Source organism: Rhodohalobacter sp. (assembly GCF_034521535.1).
Classification (GTDB): domain Bacteria; phylum Bacteroidota; class Rhodothermia; order Balneolales; family Balneolaceae; genus Rhodohalobacter.
Genome location: NZ_JAXHMF010000006.1, coordinates 805,735 through 823,377 on the forward strand (window position 1 = coordinate 805,735; position 17,643 = coordinate 823,377).

A 17,643-nucleotide genomic window follows, 5' to 3' on the forward strand; every position below is an offset into this window, starting at 1 on the left:
GAATCATTTATCAATAAAAAACATTTTCATCACACTTTTAGAATTATAGAAAAAGCATTATCTTTGGGTTCTATCCAAAAATTGAATTGCAATCAAAGAAATTATTTAATCTTATGTACGCTATCGTAAAAATCGGCGGGCATCAATATAAAGTTGCTGAAGACCAAACACTGTTTGTTAACAGGCTGCCTGAAGCAGAAGGAAAAGTTACATTCGAAGATGTACTTTTAGTAAAAGATGGAAAAGGTAATCTTAAGATTGGCCAGCCTACAGTGGAAGGTGCAAAAGTTGAAGCATCTATAGTCGACCACTTAAAAAGTGATAAAGTGATCGTCTTTAAGAAGAAGCGACGTAAAGGATATCGGGTTAAAAATGGTCACAGACAGCCCATTACCCAAATTAAAATTGACAAAATTTCGTAATTAACGACGACGAGGTATACCAATGGCACATAAGAAAGGTCAAGGCTCCACAAGAAACGGACGAGATTCAGAATCGAAACGATTAGGTGTAAAAAAGTACGGCGGAGAAGTTGTTAAAGCCGGAAATATTATCGTTCGCCAGCGCGGCACCAAGTTTCACCCCGGTGAAAATGTCGGACGTGGCGGTGATGATACACTGTTTGCACTATCTGACGGTAAAGTAACCTTCAGACGCAGAGGAAACGGAAGAAAATACGTTTCTATCGAACAGGTATAAGTTTACTCTTTACCTAACTATTATTTTCTAAGCTCCGATATCTTTTATCGGAGCTTTTTTTATTTTGAGATATTACCTTCGCGTACATTCAATTTCATGAAAGATTATCTCAAAACGGAAACATTATGACTCACCTTATCCCCGACTTCCCTGATTACCGATTTGGTTCTGTTTACTGTATCGGGAGAAATTATGCGAAGCACGCCAAGGAGTTGAAAAATGAAGTTCCGTCAGAACCCGTTGTATTTCTGAAGCCAAGAAGCAGTCTCATTTTTAACGGCGATTCTATTAAAATCCCGGCTCAATCAGAAAACGTACATCATGAAGTTGAAATGGTAGTCCTTATCGGCAAAACAACTACCAATGTGTCGGTTGATAATGCATTGGAGTCTGTGATGGGATTCGGTATCGGATTGGATATGACGGCCAGAGATCTTCAATCACAAGCTAAACTAAAAGGCCTGCCATGGACATTGGCAAAAGGCTTCGACACATTCGCACCACTTGGAAATTTGGTAAAGTATCATTCAAACATAAATTTATCAGACTTAAACTTAACGGTTTCCGTTAATGGAGAGAAAAGGCAGTCAGGTAATACGTCCGATATGCTTTTTAACGTACCCAGCCTGATCTCCTACCTTTCAAAGCAATTCACGCTTACGGCCGGCGATCTGATCTTTACCGGTACTCCTGAGGGCGTTTCCGCCGTTGAAAAAGGCGATTTAATTAAAGCCTCCCTGGGTAAAGGGCTTTCAACACTGCAGGTTCATGTATCATAAACTGAAAACATATTTACAACTTACTCTGCTCACAATTTTCATCTGTCCGATGTCTTTATTGGCGCAGGAGAACCCGGTCTCTTTTCTAAGTGACTCCACAGAGTATGCCTGGCCAACGGATGCCACCGAGTATCTTTCTTCCACTTTTGGAGAAACCCGTTCCGCCCATCTTCATTCGGGAATCGACATCCGAACCTGGGGGCAGGAAGGTTATCGGGTATTTGCATCAAGAGATGGGGAAGTTCATAGAATTGGAATTGGACCTGAAGGTTACGGATATGTGATATACCTAAAACATTCTGACGGGTCATACACCGTATATGCTCATTTAAACAGATTTGAACCGGAACTTCAATCCTTCGCCGATTCAATGCGGCTGCAAGATTATTCATTTGAATTGGACCATACCCTGGAAAATGAAAGAATTGAGTATAAAAAAGGTGACATCATAGGATATACAGGATCTACAGGAGTTGGCCCGCCACATTTACATTTCGAAATCAGAGATCCTGACTTTAATGCCGTCAATCCCCTTCTTACAAACCTGAGCCGTTATGTCTCAGATCAAATACCTCCAATTTTCACTCAGTTGGGTATCGAGTATTTGGATACGGAAAATTACCGCTACAAAGATTTTGAGCTTTTTCCCGCTACAAAAATGGATGATGGATTTGATTTCGGTGAGATCGAAATAGAAGGGCCTGTCGGCTTATCCGTAAACGTTCACGACAAAGCCAATCGCGCACCCAATTCATACGCTGTATATTCACTGATGATGGTTCATAAATCAGATACACTGTTCCATTCAGTAAAAAACATTTTTTCGTTATATCACTCCGGCGATATGTTTCTGGATCGCTCCTACCCCATTTTGTCACAGACGGGAAAAGGATTTCAGCGGTTGTACAAAGTTTATGGAAACCGACTGCCCATTTATAAAAAAACAGTAAATGAAGGAGTTCTCCATTTAGATGATGGCATTTATCCAGTCCAAATTATTGCAAAAGATATTTACGGTAATGAGTCGGTTGCCACTGTAAAACTTAACGTTAACCGTACAGAAAAGAGGGCGCCCATAAATTATGTAGCTTCCTACCCTGCTCCTGAAACTGTATCAAACAAGACGGTCTATGATTGGCTTGAAACAACAGTGGTGCCGACAGAGTCTTTGCTCGCATCAGCCGGACCGGAGCTGGTTACCCCGGACTATCAGGATGTGAGATTTTACTACTCTGACAAACGATCTGTTGAAAAAAGTTTGATCCCGAATACGTTTGACCAGCTACACACAGCGGATCAAAAGTTATGGATCCGGTTTCCAAGCGGATCACTCTATGATACTCTTAGTGTACGAATGGACGTTATCCAGACGGCAAATCAAATTGACATTGAGCTCTCCCCCACAGAGCTTCCGCTAAGCGGATCAGCAAATTTCAACTATATCCTGCCTGATGATTTTAAGGATCGTACTCAACTTGCCCTTTTTTCGGTTGATCCGTTTACAAACCGTGAAACATTTATAAGTACGGATAACTCATCGGGATTAATACGGGCAAGCATTGATGAAATTACAAATCTGAGAATTCGTGAAGATCAAATTGCTCCGTGGGTTGGTTGGCCTGAAATTGCACAAAACCTGGCCGGCATGCACATTGTACGAATCCCGTTAAAAGATGGTGATACAGGAATTGACTACAAAAAATCATCGATCATCATAAATGACGAACAGGGAATAATTGAATACGATCCGGAAGAAAATCACCTGATCTATTACAATCCGGATTTCGAACCCAAAAGTATCAACAGAGTTGATTATCGTATTTACGATGGTGTTGGAAATCTGACATCCCAGACCGTAGAAATTCGTTACAATCCTTGATCAGATATAGGCTATACAGCTAATTTCAACCAGAACATTTTTGGGGAGAGTCTCAACAGCTACGGTTTCGCGGGCAGGCGGTTTTCCTGTAAAATAGCTCCCATAAACTTCATTTACGACAGGGAAATCATTCATATTATCAAGGAATATTGTACATCGAAGCACTTTACCGAAGCCTGAACCGGCCTCTTCCAAAACTTTACCCAAATTTTTCATTACCTGCCCGGCTTGATCTTTCACTCCTCCTTCGACGATCTCGTTCGTTTTCGGGTCCAGTGCAATCTGGCCGGAACAGTAAACCATATTGTTATGTACCGTTGCCTGACTGTACGGTCCAATTGCTGCAGGCGCTTTGTCTGTAGATATTATTTTATGACTCATTTTGAATTTATTGAAACATTATGGGTTCATACTACATTATATAGATACAATTGATCCGCACTTTAATCAAAATAAATCATCTTAACGCATTATTGCGGAAAGCTCTATATATGGTTACTTTATTGTTAACGAATATAATCAACAACTGATAGAAAAATACACATGAAAAGTCTTAAACCACTACTACTCATCTTTCTGTTCGCGGGGATCCTTTGGGGTTGTGAAACTACAAGTCCATTAGTGAATGATGTACAGGTTCAGCTTCTAACAGGTAACTACGATGAAGCACTCACGCTCGTTGATAATGCCATTGCTGAAGACGAGAACAACTATGTTGCCCACTACTACAAAGGCTATGTTTTAAGCTCACAAGCTGAATCTCTTGAAGATCCGAGAGATCGGCAGGAATACTACGAAAGAGCTCGCGAATCCTACGATCGTGCAAAAGAGATCATGTCTTCCCTTGAAGAACAACCGGTAGAGTATCAAGAGCTTGAAGATACAGTCACATCTTTCTGGGCAGATGAGTTTAATGCAGGTGTAAATATCCTCAATGACGACAGCACACGAGCTGCCACACCCGATCCAAACTATACCGCTCTGGCTCATTTTGAAAATGCTGCAACTATCCAGCCCGACAGTGCTCTTACCTACCAGGTAATGTCTTCTGCGTATTTCAACGAAGAGGAAATGGGTGAAGCTGTTCGGACTTACGAAAAAGCCATGAGTATGCTGGAAACACCGGAAGCTGCTGATTACGAGTATATGGTAGGCATTCTTTTGGTAAACGAGAACTATGAACGCGCCATTACTTATGCTAAAGAAGGTATGGAAATGTACCCTGATGAAAATATTTTCATTCAGCTTTTGGCCGACGCGTATCTGCAGTCCGGTCAGCGTGATGAGGCAATTGAACTGGTTGAAGGCTTAATTGCAGATGACCCGGAAAACCCTCAGTACAGACGAGTGCTGGGTACTCAAATTTATCAGGTCGTAAGTGAACTGAATGATGAAGTAAGTGATCATTATGAAAAGGTTTTTGAACTTCGTCAGGAAATGAGAGATGCTTCAGGTTCTGAACAAGAAGAAATTGAAAGCGAGATCAATGAAATTCAATCTCTAATTAATCGGAAAGAAACAGACGCTGATGAGTTAGTGGAAATTGCTACTAGCGAAATGAAAAAAGTTACCGAGCTGGTACCAAACGATGAATCAGCTAACTTCATTCTTGGAATTATTTATCAGAACAGAGCTGCAAGTCTTTTTGATAGAAGAAACAACACCGAAGACAATCAGGAAGCACAAAGATACGATGAGATGGCTCGTGAAAATCTGGAAGAGGCTCTTGTATACTACGAACGTGCAGCTGAAATCAACCCTGACAATCCAGAAAATTGGCAGTCACTCTTTCAGGTTTACACTATCTTAGGCATGGAAGACAAAGCTGAAGAAGCTATGGAAAAAGCCGGAATGTAATTTCAATCATCTCAAATAAACTATATGCATTATTTTAATCCCCGAATGACAAGCTTTCTGCTTGTCTTCGGGATTTTTTTTACCCTCTCCTGTGCCACAACAAATAGTTCAAACAATTTAGAATCTTCTGATCAACCTACTGTTGAAGAGCTTCAAGATCGACTTACCCAATTGGATAATCGGTTGCAGAACGATGTGCAAAACAGCTCACTGACGATTGAAAAGGCCTCACTGTTATCAGAAATCGCTGAAAAAACAGAACCACCATCACAGCGACTACCTTACTACAGAAATCTGCGTGACATGGCCGATGCAAATTATTCAGATCAAAATGTAAGACAAGAAATTGATCATTATGTCCAAACATCATGGACTTTTGAGCAAACCGAAGGAGTAAAACTTCTGCAACAGAATCCATCAGGAATGGACGAGCAGCTGACTGATGAGGTGATTTCTCATTTTAAAAACGCGATCACAGTAAACCCGGACAGTTTAACAACCTATAACCTGCTGGCTAACACCTTTTACAGATCGAATAGATACGATCAGGCCATTCAAACTTTAGAAAGTGCTTTAGAGAATATTGAACCGGATCCTTCAGAAATCAGAGAAAAGCTTGCTTATCTCTACTTGGAGTCTGGAAATATCGACACATCCATCCGGATTTACGAGGATTTGGTTGAGGATTATCCGGAACGAGCGCAAATCAGGCACGGGCTGGCAAATGCCTATATGCTCAACAATGAGCATGATTTTGCAATTTCAATACTCCGGAATCTGATTGAAGATTATCCCAACAGAATTGAATATAAAGAGTCGCTTGCAGGTGAACTGTACTTCAAATTTCGAAGCAGTGCATTGAGATATATCAACTCTGATGAAACTATTTCGGAAGCAGACCGTGACGAGCTTCTACAAAAATTAGATGAGATTACTTCTCTCTACAATGAAATAGATTCCACGGTTCCTTTATCTGATGATAACGCATACCGGAAAGCTGCCTATTTAAAAAACAGTGCCGGTTACCTGGCTGATCTTTCTTCAAATTCTACCGGCAATCAGTTTGAAGAATATCGAATTGAACTTTTAAACAGTTCAATGGTACTCTGGGAAAGACTGTCAGAAAACAATCCGGACAACATCAGCTATATTCGCAATCTATACGATGTTTATGTAGAGCTTGGAATGACAGAAGAAGCTGAATCAATAAAAAGATCATATAATCTTTAAACCATGAAATTTAACACCAAAGCAATACACGCGGGACAAAAACCCGAAGAGACCACTGGCGCAGTAATGCCTCCCATCTTTCAAACTTCGACCTACGCTCAGAAAGCTCCAAATGATCATCAAGGATATGACTATGCCAGAGTTGGCAATCCAACCAGGACTGCTTTGGAAAAAATGATTGCGGGGCTTGAGGAAGCCGATGAAGGTATTTGCTTTTCGAGTGGAGTAGCCGCCATTGATGCGATAATGAAGACCTTGCGTCCCGGTGATCATGTCATCTCCACAAACGACCTTTATGGAGGAACATACAGGCTTTTTACTCAGATTTTCGAAAATTACGGCATCGAGTTTTCTTTTGTTGATATGACAAATATTGATGAAGTTGAAAAAGCACTTCAGGAAAACACAAAGTTGGTCTGGATGGAAACACCGACCAATCCACTGCTGAGGATTATTGATATTAAAGCGGTTACCGAGCTAACCAAAAGTCGGAATATACTGAGTGTTGTAGATAATACATTTGCTTCCCCTTACCTCCAGCGGCCGCTAACGCTGGGCGCAGATGCAGTGATGCACTCAACCACAAAATACCTGGGTGGACATTCCGATGCCATTGGCGGAGCAGTTGCTACATCAAATAAAGACCTGATTGAGAAGCTGAGATTTCAAATAAAGACGTGCGGTGCGGTACCCGGCCCGATGGATTGTTATCTCATTCTCAGGGGCATTAAAACGTTGTCAGTACGAGTAGAAAGATCGGTTGAGAATGCGAAGAAAATTGCTTCCCATTTAATTGAACATGCGAAAGTTGGCGAAGTTTTTTATCCGGGCCTCGATTCTCATCCTCAACACAAAATTGCGGCCAAACAGATGGATGACTTTGGCGCAATGGTTTCATTCAGCCTGAAGGATGACTCTATCGAAAAAGCTTCTGAGTTTATGAGCAAAACCGGTATATTTACACTTGCAGAGAGTTTAGGAGGTGTTGAGTCTCTCATAAGCCACCCAGCTTCGATGACTCACGGCTCCATACCAAAAGATGTCCGGGAAAAAGCCGGATTAAAAGACTCACTCATCAGACTATCCGTTGGCATTGAAGATGTCGACGACTTAATAGACGACTTAAATCAAGCATTCTAAAACTACCATAACAATATGAAGAACGCAGTAATTGTCGCTGCCAAACGCACGCCTCTTGGATCGTTTGGTGGAAGTTTATCATCATTTTCTGCACCGGAGTTAGGTGCAGCCGTTATACACGAACTTGTTAAAACTGCAGGAATTAAACCTGATGATGTTCAGGAAGTTGTATTAGGTAATGTACTTACCGCAGGAATTGGACAAGCCCCTGCACGACAGGCAGCTTTAAAAGCAGGAATGTCTGATAAAACTCCGGCCACTACAATCAATAAAGTTTGTGCCTCAGGAACTAAAGCGATCATGATTGCAGCCGATCAAATTGCTTTGGGGCAGAATGATATTATGATAGCCGGCGGTATGGAAAGCATGAGTAATGTACCCTACTATCTTCCCAAACAACGATTTGGTTCAAAACTTGGCCATTCGCAGGCTGAAGATGGAATTCTCAAAGACGGTTTGTGGGACGTATACAACGATTACCATATGGGAAATGCGGGAGAACTATGCGCAAAGGAGTGCAATATCAGTCGCGAAGATCAGGATGAATTTGCTATTACTTCCTACAAGCGTGCTATTGAAGCTACCGAGAAAGGATACTTCAAAGATGAAATAGTAAAGATCAAAGTAAAAGACCGAAAAGGGAATGTAACTGAGGTTGAGAAAGATGAAGAGCTCGGACGTGTAAACTTTGATAAAGTTCCTCAACTGCGTCCGGTTTTCGACAAGGAAGGAACAATTACCGCAGCAAACGCCAGCAGCATTAACGATGGCGCGGCGGCAGTACTGATAATGAGTGAAGAAAAAGCCAAAGAACTTGGACTCAAACCACTCGCAAAAGTGCTCAGTCATGGCAGCGCGGCTAAAGCTCCGGAGTGGTTCACGACAGCCCCTTCAGATGCAATTCCAATTGCCTTGAAACGTGCGAATCTTAAAAAAGAAGATATCGATCTATTCGAAATCAATGAGGCTTTTTCGGTCGTGTCGTTAGCTAACAATCAAATTCTTGAGCTGGATCCTGAAAAAGTAAACATTCACGGTGGAGCCGTAAGTATTGGACACCCAATAGGTTGCTCAGGAGCAAGAATCATCGTTACGCTATTGCACGCACTTGAAAAGAACCGGCGGTAAGTACGGTTGTGCCGGCATTTGTAATGGTGGCGGCGGAGCATCTGCTCTCGTTGTAGAAATGCTCTAATTAAGTTGATCAAATACATCTGTCACCCACCACAATTTTTTTGCATTTTTGGGGTGACGGATGTATAATATTTTCATCTGATTATTGCATCTGCAATACTTTTTATTCTGAACAAATTTTCACATCAAGAAACAATTCGTCTATTCAAAAGTTGCTACTATACTTATCCGTAATTTTTAAATAAAACTTCATAATTCTGAAACAACCTCAATAATCGTATATTTATACATATTATCTATCTACTAGATAAAATTATTTACGGTTTTCAACGTTTATACTTTTGTAGCAAAACAAGGCATACTTATCATGAAAAAGGCATTATCACTACTCTTTTTAGCATTTACCCTCGCTTTTGTTGTTCCGGCAGCTCAAGCACAAGTTGGAATAACAGCCGTTCCTTTTCTTCAAATAGAACCTGATTCTCGGGGAGCAGGAATGGGCAGTACGGGTGTTGCAATCGCCGACAACGCCTCTGCAATATTTTGGAATCCTGCAGGCCTCGCATTTCAAAATCAAAACCAAATTAGTATTACTCACGCAAACTGGTTACCGGCATTTAATGCAGATCTTTTTTACGACTACCTGGTAGGTACCTATTATGTTGAGGGAATTGGTACTATTGGTGGTCATATCACATTTTTAAATTTAGGTGAGCAAGTACGAACCGATGAATTTGCTGAAAACCTTGGACGATTCAACAGCTATGAAATCGCTGCCGGTCTTTCATATGGATACCAAGTGTCTGAAAATTTCTCCCTGGGAACCGGAATACGGTATATCTACAGTTCATTAGCTGACGGGGAAGTAAGTGGTCAAAAAATTAATCCCGGTTCAAGTGTAGGTATTGATCTGGCAGCACTTTACAAAAGCAACGAATTTCAAGTAGCCGATCGAAACGCTTCTTTGCGTGCAGGTTTTAATCTTGCAAACATTGGCCCCGGCATGCAATATACAGACAACGCCCAGAAAGATCCGCTTCCAACAACAATGCGTTTAGGATGGGCCTATACCATGGATTTAGATAACATGGGAATGAACACCATCACCTTTACCAATGATATCTCCAAGATCATGGCCAGAACAGAAAGAACTGTGGATGGAAACGGTGATGAAACTTATGAGCCAATGGGCGTTGGGAAAGCACTTTTTAATTCCTGGGGTAGTTTAGAACGAACCACGGGTCAAGGTGAAACCGTATCACTGAATCTTGCTGAGCAGCTGATGTGGGGTTTCGGTTTGGAATATTGGTACAACAATCTTTTTGCACTGAGATCAGGCTATTACTACGAGAATCCGGATAATGGAAATCGTGAGTTTGTAACTCTCGGCGCAGGTCTCAGATACAATATTTTTGGCGTGGATTTCAGCTATATTTACACTCTGGAAGAAGATCATCCTCTTGCCAATACGATCCGACTCAGCCTTTTAGTAAATTTCCAATAATGGCTGAGTGAATGACTTATCGACATTTCAAAAGCAGTGGTAGACTTTTAATATCACTGCTTTTTTTATGTTTTTTACTTTCTCCTTCTGCCTATTCTCAAGAATATCGCACACCGTCTGAAGCTCTTCTAACATCTCCCGTTGAAGGAACTCTACACATCGTCGGTGTGATGGTAGAATTCCAACCTGATGATAATCGATTTACATCGGGCAACGGAACATTTGAGCCGGGCAGCATCCCCTATTTAGAAAATCCCGGGACTACAATCGATGCTCTTCCTCACAATCGTCCCTATTTCGAGGCACATCTTCAATTCAGTAAAAACTATTTTGAAAGGATGTCTGATGGTGCTTTGGATATCGAATATCATGTTTTACCGGACGTCCTTCGTCTTGAAAATGAAATGGCCCACTATTCACCTGTCGGAGAAGATCCGGATTTGTCACAGTTATCAGAATTAACCCGGGAGGTATGGGAAACTGTTGCAGAAACAGATATCCAAATACCCTCTGTTCAGCCCGGAGATAATATCGCTTTTGTAATATTTCATGCAGGAGTTGGCAGGGATATTGAACTTACCGGCACTACACTGGACAGAACTCCACAGGATATTCCCTCGGTATATCTCAGCCGGCAAGCGCTTTCAAACATGATGGATGATCCATCTTTTAGCGGATTTCCAATACAGAACGGTGACATCCTCGTAACGAATAGTCTCATCATTCCCAGAACCTTGAGCCGATCAGGAGAGGACATAACCGGGAATCGCTTTGTGTTACCCTTGTCCATCAACGGTATGCTTACCGCTCAAATTGGGAGCCATTTAGGATTGCCTGATCTGTTCAACACTGAAACGGGTGAATCCGGAATCGGTCGTTTTGGTTTAATGGATGGAGCCGGAATTTTTGCATACAACGGGCTTTTCCCTCCGGAAATGTCAGCATGGGAAAAATATTACCTAGGGTGGTCAGATCCGATCACCATTCCTTCAGATCAAGAAAACAGCGTAACCCTGCCGGCAGTTTCTCAAGTGCGTACAAACAGTTCTGTAAGAATAAATCTCTCATCAACTGAATACTACCTGATAGAAAACCGACACAGAGATCCTGATGACGAGGGAGTGATTATAACGATTCAAAAACCTGACGGATCAACTGTAGAACAAATCTTTTCAAATAGTAATATGGCTCTCACAAATCAGGAAAGTGGCTTTGATGAACTCTTTGAGCCCGGAGTAGTCATTGATGTTAGCAATTTTGATTTCGCACTGCCCGGAGGTCTGGACGAAGAGGGCGACCGGGAACTCAATGGTGGAATTTTAATCTGGCACATTGATGAATCGATTATTCAGAATAGATTAACCCGGAATATCGGTGTAAACAGCATATCTGATCAAAAGGGAGTGAAACTTATTGAGGCCGACGGAGCTCAGGATATTGGAAGGCCGGTTTCGATCGGGCTTTTTCAAAATGATTCGAATGGCTCTCCTTTCGATTTTTGGTGGAGTGGCAACAATGCCACGGTGATTACACAAACCGAAAGCATTACCCTGTATGAAAATCGGTTTGGCCCCGATACAACCCCTGCCAATCAAAGCAATTCAGGGGCAGTATCTCCTTTTGAACTTTTTGATTTCTCCGATAATCTTCCAAACGCAAGTTTTGGTATTCGTCCTGTTGAGCCTTATTCAGACCTCTATCAACTAAAAACCAATAGATCAGATCTGGATATAGAAACGTTCACACCCGGTACAAATAATTACTGGACCTCCTATCCCCTCTCACTTTTTCCAATTGAACAAGACGGTGACCAACTCCTGATTATACCGGGCAACAACGGTATTCAAAACCTGAATATAGAATCGCAGGATTTATCCAGCGCATTAATGGATTCGGACAGCTACCAGCAGCCCGTTTACAACAAAATTGACGGATTCCTTTACACCGCGCCAAATCCATCAACTGTACAGGAATTCATGCCGTTGATTTCTATTGAAGTGGTTAACTCTCAACCGGAAGTTGCTGATGAGTTCACGGTGCCTGTAAATCGAGGCAATTTGAGTATTGCAGAATCAAACATCATCGATCTGGACGGTACGGCAAACCGCTTTAATCTTGAAACTGAAAGCGTTGAATCAACTCAAAATCAAGTCATTTTCAGAACTGAAAACAGAGGCGGTTACTCAGCTGAAGTATCTTCACAAAATATCACCCTAAACTTTCCGGGCGGTTCATCAGAGTTCCCAATTTTAGCTCAAGACGATTATCAAAAATTGTTTTTATCTATTATTGATAGAGAAAATGAATCTCCATTCTTTTTATTGGTCGAAGGCAATTCACTCAAACTCTTCTCTCCTGAAAATCAGTACAGTGAAGCTTATCAGCTTTACAGTAGTTCATCACTAAACCGGCCGGCGATAGTTGACCTCACAAACAGTGAAAGTCACAATTTTCTTTTCATCGATAATGAAGAAAATGCTCTGATCGGCCTCAATAAAAATGGCGCCTTTTTAGACTATTTTCCTATACTGCCTCCCGACGGAGTAACATTTACGGGCACTCCCCTGATCTCGGATTTGAACGGGGATGGAGCACTAAACATCATGGTGCCGGGTTTTTCGGAGTCAGCATTAAATTTGTATGCGTATCATCCCAATGGAAAACCTCTGGTAGGATTTCCACTTTTAGTCGGAGGAATACAGAGTTCAAATGACCAAATTGTTAGTCCGGTAATTTTTGATCAGTATGTTGCAGCTGTGAGTCCTGCAGGTGATTTAAAAGTTTGGGAGTTTCCCGAAATGACGGATATTAGTTGGGCATCCGCATATGGCAATGAACCCAACAATAAAAGCTCAGCTTTTATCAGCGCCGGGCAACAACAGGGTCCTGATTTTGTCCTATTAAACAAAAATGAAACCTATAACTGGCCCAATCCGGCTCAGAACAATACCAACATTCGCTTTCAAACAAACGGGCCGGCAGAAGTAAAAATAAGAATTTCAACGTTGAGCGGACGTACAATTTACTATCGCACACTGCAAAGCAGAGGCGGTTCCGCAGAAGAAATTTCAGTGGATACATCCTCTTGGGCCAGCGGTGGATATATAGCTCTCATCACAGCAGAAAAAGACGGCCAAAAAGAGAGTAAAATCGTACAAATTGCCATTACAAAATAGATGACGAATTCCAGAACATACCGAGTCGTATCAACGTGGTTTGCAGCCATCGTTTTTGTGCTTGGTTTTTGGAACACGGCACATTCACAATCATCTCCACAGCTTTACGATTACCCGCACAATCATTTGCCGTGGTTTACCATCGAAACCAATTATTTCTCCATTCATTTTCAGGAGGGCAGTGAGTGGAGTGCACAGCACTCGGCAACTATCGCCGATTCCATTTTCAAGCCAATTACGAATTTATACAATTACACTCCGGATCGAAAAATCAGTATTGTTTTGAGAGACAGAGAAGATTTTTCGAATGGTGCGGCTTTCTTCTTTGATAATAAAATTGAGATCTGGACACCCGCTTTAGACACACCTCTGAGAGGCACTCACGACTGGCTGGAAAATGTAATCACCCATGAGTTTACGCACATGGTTCAGCTCGGCGCTTCCATGAAAAGAGACAGCAAAATACCGGCTATATATTTTCAGTGGCTCTCGTACGAGGATGTACGAAGACCCGATGTTTTATATGGATTTCCGAAGGGAGTCATAACCCTGCCGTTCGCAAGCGTTAATATTCCCGCATGGTTCGCTGAAGGCACTGCTCAGTTTCAGCGTACCGGCCTGGTCAACGATTACTGGGATAGCCATCGGGACATGCTGCTTCGAACGTCTGTTCTTTCTGACTCCTATCTCAGTTTTCCAGAGATGGGACATTTCAGTTCAAAAAATAGCCTGGAGCGTGAAATGGTTTACAATCAGGGATTTGGATTTACGATTTATCTGGCTGATCGATTTGGCGAGGACGTACTCGCTGAAATCACATCAGCTTCGGCAGATGGCAAACATGGAAATTTCAGTAAAACGATGGAATCCGTAACGGGTATCTCAGGTGAACAGCTGTTTCAGGAGTGGATCGGCGTAAAGCAAAATGAGTATGAGCAAATAATAACTTCTGTAAACCCGAACGCATCCACGGAGATAGAATCAGAAGGATTTTTCAATTTCCATCCACAGTTCAGTCCGGCCGGTGAAAAGTTCGCCTATCTTTCCAATCGGGGACGCGATTATGCACGCAATACACTGGTGTTGGTTCAAAATGGTAAACATATTGAGGTTGATGACCTTAGCACCAATCAAACTCTTTCTGACGGTCAAAACTATCAATTATCACACGGATTCACCTCCAACACCGGGCTCGACTTTATAAGCAGCAGATTTTCATTTTCACCCGATGGAAGTAAAATTATCTATAGCCGGGCTGAAAAGAACCGGCTCGGTGAAACCTACAATGACCTTTACATCTACGATATTGATGAAGAGTTTAGCCGGCAAATAACGTCCAGTGACAGATTACAGGATCCCGCCTGGCACCCAAGTTCAAAACAAATCACAGCCGTACAATTTTCACAAGGGACCCAAAATATTGTCCTGGTTGATCCGGATTCAGGTGATATAACCGCTTTAACAGATTTTCAGAATGGAGAAACAATTCACTCTCCCGTATGGAATTCAGATGGAAGTAAAATTTATTTTGCTGCCGCAAGTCAATCAAACAGAAATATCTATTTCTACTCTTTGAGTGATGAAGAGATTGTTCCTGTATTTGAAAGCAAGTATGTAGATTTCAGAGACCCGTGGATTGATTCAGATGGCGAGTACCTCTATTTCTCGTCCGATGTAACCGGGATTTTTAACATTTACAGAATTAATCTGAACTCCAATCAAATTGAGCAGATGACAAACGTCTTAGGTGGAGCGTTCATGCCTCATACTCAAGGAGATCAACTTTATACGGCTGAGTATAAAAATGGCGGATACAAAATTACGAGATTTGATTTGTCGGGTAATCCTGTTGATCTATTTGATAATTACATACAGTCGTCTACCTCTAATCCGGATTTTCTCACTTCCACTCAGAATGCAAAATCTGCATCGTCGTATAAAATTGAAGAGTATACTGAAACAAACACCGGCCTTTCTGTTTTTCCGGTTGTGAGGTTTGACAACTACTCAAAATTAAACGGTGGAAACGGGGCTCTGATTCGTTCAGGTCAGTTCGGTTCTCTGTCAGAAAATTTATGGCGAGATCTGAAGGTAGGCGCATACTTCTCCACCCGGGATGTAACAGAAAACATTTCACTTTTTGCGGGAGCTCTTTTAGGAATTGGCTCAAGATCTGCCGATGGGATCGGTGATTTTTTCACTCCCGCCAGAATCAACAATCTGGACAGAGACCTGTTTTTTATCGCTGAACACCGCGGTCTGCCCTTTATCGAGCGAAGCTGGTCACCCACCATTTCCATTGAACTTTACAATTTAAAGCGCAACGTAGAAAATGGCCTCGAATTTGAAGAATTTAGATGCACGTCCTGTCTGCCTGAAACACGTCAAATAGATACCCGTTACTCAATTTGGGAAGCCAATCTATTTCTTCGCAGCAAATTAAACCGATGGAGCCTGTTGGAATTGGGAGCTACATATTCTCCATATTCTGTATCAAGTGACGGCTTTTTTTCTGAGGAGTATCAGGAATTCATACCGGGCTCAACCTCAGAGTATTTCAAAGGCGCCACTTTCTCTGCGGCATATCACGCAGAACTTATAGAACCTACACGCCATTCTGATATAGCCCCTGAAGGCGTAAAAAGCTCATTTACTTACAAGTTTGAACCGGGACGGCTTCTCGATCGCTTTGAGCTCGAAGAAGGTTCACTGTCACCCATCTATGAGAGTGAGAAAAATCATTCGCTTGAATGGAAAGGGCAGTACGGATTTTCAATTACAGATCACTCAACAGGACTCATAACATCCAGGGCGTTCACATATTTAAATAATCCTGATGACTACTTCTACCTGGACTACAGCGGTGGACTTGGCGGGCTGCGGTCCTATCCATTTTTTGCCATTGGCGGACAGAGAACCGCATTTATTCGAACTTCATACATCACTCCCTTGATAGAGAGCATCCATAAACAAATTGGGGCGTACTCCCTCGACAAGCTTTACGCACACTTCTATGCAGAAACCGGAAACGGATGGGGCGGTCCGCTGGACATTGGAAATAACCTAAAATCCGGAGTTGGGGCTGAGCTGCGATTTGCATTCAACAATGCTTATCTTTTCCCTATGAAATTTTTCATCAACACCTCATACGGTCTAAACCGCTTTGACGTAAACTTACCGTCTCAATTTGTTACAACGCAGGATAGTGAAACTGTTCGCTATGGCGGGGAAGTTCTCTTCTATTTTGGATTAACGTTTGATTTTGATCTGTTATGAAAAAAATCTTCGTAATCCTTGCTCTTTTTGTGCTTCCCACTTTAGGGTATTCACAATCAGCGGAAACTGATCCGTCAAAAGACTCCCCTCACTTTACGAAGTATGACCTGATTGAGCCTTCATATTCAGTTACTGCATACAGCGCAGATAACTTTTCACTCTTAAATTCTACTCAGAACAGGCCGGAACTTGCCTTTCTGAGCTCAGCCATACTGCCAGGCTCTGCACAGGCTATGAATGGAAACTGGATCCGTGCCGGGCTCTTTGCCGCTGTTGAGGCAACTGCCATCATTTTAGCCGTTGATTATCAGAATCGCGCTGCAAGAGAAGAGAGAAGCTATGAGCGTAATGCCGATCAAAACTGGAGTGTTGTACAATATGCGCAGTGGTTAACTGAATATCACCTCGCACATGATTTATCAAATCCGTACATCAGTGAATTACGGGATGAGGTTGCCGGTTTAACTCCCACATTTGATACCGATATTGATTGGAAAGCAGTAGACATAAGCGTACTTCGAAATGCTGAACGCAATACCCGCTACATCACAACCGACGATCAGTCAGCCAACAATTTTTCCCACACTCTGCCGGCTTACGGCTCACAGCAGTATTACGAGCTGATTGCAAAATATTATCAGTATCAGGCCGGTTGGAGAGATTATCATGACTACCACGACCAGCTCGGACATACCGGCAATGATTTTCTTCAACGCTACTTTTTTGATCGGAACGGTGCATACGCCAGTCCACTTTTCTGGCAATTTGCAGACGATGCAGACCGTTTTAATAGCTTATATAGAACCGGCAGAACATTTCAGATGCTTTTAATTGCAAATCATGTTGCTTCCGCATTTGATGCACTTTTTACCGTTCAATTGAAACAAAACCGGATTGAAGCAACTTCAAGCATTGTACCCGGCCGACAATTAAGTATGACGGTTCGCTTCTAACATCAGATTGAAAATC

12 protein-coding genes and 1 pseudogene are annotated in these 17,643 nt (G+C 42.1%); 12 read left to right on the forward strand and 1 reads right to left on the reverse strand.

The genetic code is table 11. The features are described 5' to 3' along the window. The first annotated feature begins 113 nt into the window (after nucleotides 1–113). The 4 genes from rplU (at nucleotide 114) to U5K35_RS15880 (ending at nucleotide 3,357) form a co-directional block, all read left to right on the forward strand. Complete coding sequence (gene rplU / locus U5K35_RS15865) at nucleotides 114–422, forward strand: 50S ribosomal protein L21 (protein WP_322572479.1); 309 nt, start codon at nucleotides 114–116, stop codon at nucleotides 420–422. A 22-nt stretch (nucleotides 423–444) separates the two neighbouring features. Next, nucleotides 445–699, forward strand: a complete 255-nt coding sequence (gene rpmA, locus U5K35_RS15870) for a 50S ribosomal protein L27 (RefSeq protein WP_322572480.1) — start codon at nucleotides 445–447, stop codon at nucleotides 697–699. Nucleotides 700–824: 125 nt separating this feature from the next. Beyond that, on the forward strand, nucleotides 825–1,478 hold the full coding sequence (locus U5K35_RS15875; protein ID WP_322572481.1) for a fumarylacetoacetate hydrolase family protein: 654 nt from the start codon (nucleotides 825–827) through the stop codon (nucleotides 1,476–1,478). Nucleotides 1,479–1,527: 49 nt separating this feature from the next. After that, nucleotides 1,528–3,357 carry a M23 family metallopeptidase gene (locus U5K35_RS15880; RefSeq protein ID WP_322572482.1) on the forward strand — a complete coding sequence of 610 codons (1,830 nt, stop codon included), beginning with the start codon at nucleotides 1,528–1,530 and terminating at the stop codon, nucleotides 3,355–3,357. Here U5K35_RS15880 and U5K35_RS15885 read toward each other — a convergent pair whose 3' ends face one another. Beyond that, nucleotides 3,358–3,738 (reverse strand): RidA family protein, encoded by a 381-nt coding sequence (locus U5K35_RS15885; protein ID WP_322572483.1) that lies wholly within the window; start codon nucleotides 3,736–3,738, stop codon nucleotides 3,358–3,360. A 162-nt stretch (nucleotides 3,739–3,900) separates the two neighbouring features. Here U5K35_RS15885 and U5K35_RS15890 point away from each other — a divergent pair, with 162 nt between their 5' ends. The 8 genes and pseudogenes from U5K35_RS15890 (at nucleotide 3,901) to U5K35_RS15925 (ending at nucleotide 17,627) form a co-directional block, all read left to right on the forward strand. Continuing rightward, nucleotides 3,901–5,214, forward strand: a complete 1,314-nt coding sequence (locus tag U5K35_RS15890) for a tetratricopeptide repeat protein (protein WP_322572484.1) — start codon at nucleotides 3,901–3,903, stop codon at nucleotides 5,212–5,214. Between the two features lie 24 nt (nucleotides 5,215–5,238). Beyond that, a complete protein-coding gene (locus U5K35_RS15895) occupies nucleotides 5,239–6,444 on the forward strand; it encodes a tetratricopeptide repeat protein (protein ID WP_322572485.1) in 1,206 nt (401 codons plus the stop codon). 3 nt (nucleotides 6,445–6,447) lie between these two features. Next, the gene (locus tag U5K35_RS15900) at nucleotides 6,448–7,584 is read left to right on the forward strand and encodes a cystathionine gamma-synthase (protein WP_322572486.1); all 1,137 of its coding nucleotides are present in this window, start codon (nucleotides 6,448–6,450) and stop codon (nucleotides 7,582–7,584) included. 15 nt (nucleotides 7,585–7,599) lie between these two features. Then, nucleotides 7,600–8,779 (forward strand): annotated as a pseudogene (locus U5K35_RS15905) (acetyl-CoA C-acyltransferase). Nucleotides 8,780–9,085: 306 nt separating this feature from the next. Continuing rightward, nucleotides 9,086–10,222, forward strand: a complete 1,137-nt coding sequence (gene porV / locus U5K35_RS15910) for a type IX secretion system outer membrane channel protein PorV (RefSeq protein WP_322572488.1) — start codon at nucleotides 9,086–9,088, stop codon at nucleotides 10,220–10,222. A gap of 170 nt (nucleotides 10,223–10,392) precedes the next feature. Further along, nucleotides 10,393–13,398 (forward strand): T9SS type A sorting domain-containing protein, encoded by a 3,006-nt coding sequence (locus tag U5K35_RS15915; protein WP_322572489.1) that lies wholly within the window; start codon nucleotides 10,393–10,395, stop codon nucleotides 13,396–13,398. Next, complete coding sequence (locus U5K35_RS15920; protein ID WP_322572490.1) at nucleotides 13,399–16,674, forward strand: hypothetical protein; 3,276 nt, start codon at nucleotides 13,399–13,401, stop codon at nucleotides 16,672–16,674. Further along, nucleotides 16,671–17,627, forward strand: a complete 957-nt coding sequence (locus tag U5K35_RS15925; RefSeq protein WP_322572491.1) for a hypothetical protein — start codon at nucleotides 16,671–16,673, stop codon at nucleotides 17,625–17,627. The genes U5K35_RS15920 and U5K35_RS15925 overlap by 4 nt, the downstream gene beginning before the upstream one ends. Nucleotides 17,628–17,643: the final 16 nt, after the last annotated feature.

Excerpts from the sequence above, each read along its gene's own strand:
- rplU (WP_322572479.1), top strand. The coding sequence starts at position 114 with ATGTACGCTATCGTAAAAATCGGCGGGCATCAATATAAAGTTGCTGAA.
- rpmA (WP_322572480.1), top strand. The coding sequence starts at position 445 with ATGGCACATAAGAAAGGTCAAGGCTCCACAAGAAACGGACGAGATTCA.
- U5K35_RS15875 (WP_322572481.1), top strand. The coding sequence starts at position 825 with ATGACTCACCTTATCCCCGACTTCCCTGATTACCGATTTGGTTCTGTT.
- U5K35_RS15880 (WP_322572482.1), top strand. The coding sequence starts at position 1,528 with ATGTCTTTATTGGCGCAGGAGAACCCGGTCTCTTTTCTAAGTGACTCC.
- U5K35_RS15885 (WP_322572483.1), bottom strand. The coding sequence starts at position 3,738 with ATGAGTCATAAAATAATATCTACAGACAAAGCGCCTGCAGCAATTGGA.
- U5K35_RS15890 (WP_322572484.1), top strand. The coding sequence starts at position 3,901 with ATGAAAAGTCTTAAACCACTACTACTCATCTTTCTGTTCGCGGGGATC.
- U5K35_RS15895 (WP_322572485.1), top strand. The coding sequence starts at position 5,239 with ATGCATTATTTTAATCCCCGAATGACAAGCTTTCTGCTTGTCTTCGGG.
- U5K35_RS15900 (WP_322572486.1), top strand. The coding sequence starts at position 6,448 with ATGAAATTTAACACCAAAGCAATACACGCGGGACAAAAACCCGAAGAG.
- porV (WP_322572488.1), top strand. The coding sequence starts at position 9,086 with ATGAAAAAGGCATTATCACTACTCTTTTTAGCATTTACCCTCGCTTTT.
- U5K35_RS15915 (WP_322572489.1), top strand. The coding sequence starts at position 10,393 with ATGGTAGAATTCCAACCTGATGATAATCGATTTACATCGGGCAACGGA.
- U5K35_RS15920 (WP_322572490.1), top strand. The coding sequence starts at position 13,399 with ATGACGAATTCCAGAACATACCGAGTCGTATCAACGTGGTTTGCAGCC.
- U5K35_RS15925 (WP_322572491.1), top strand. The coding sequence starts at position 16,671 with ATGAAAAAAATCTTCGTAATCCTTGCTCTTTTTGTGCTTCCCACTTTA.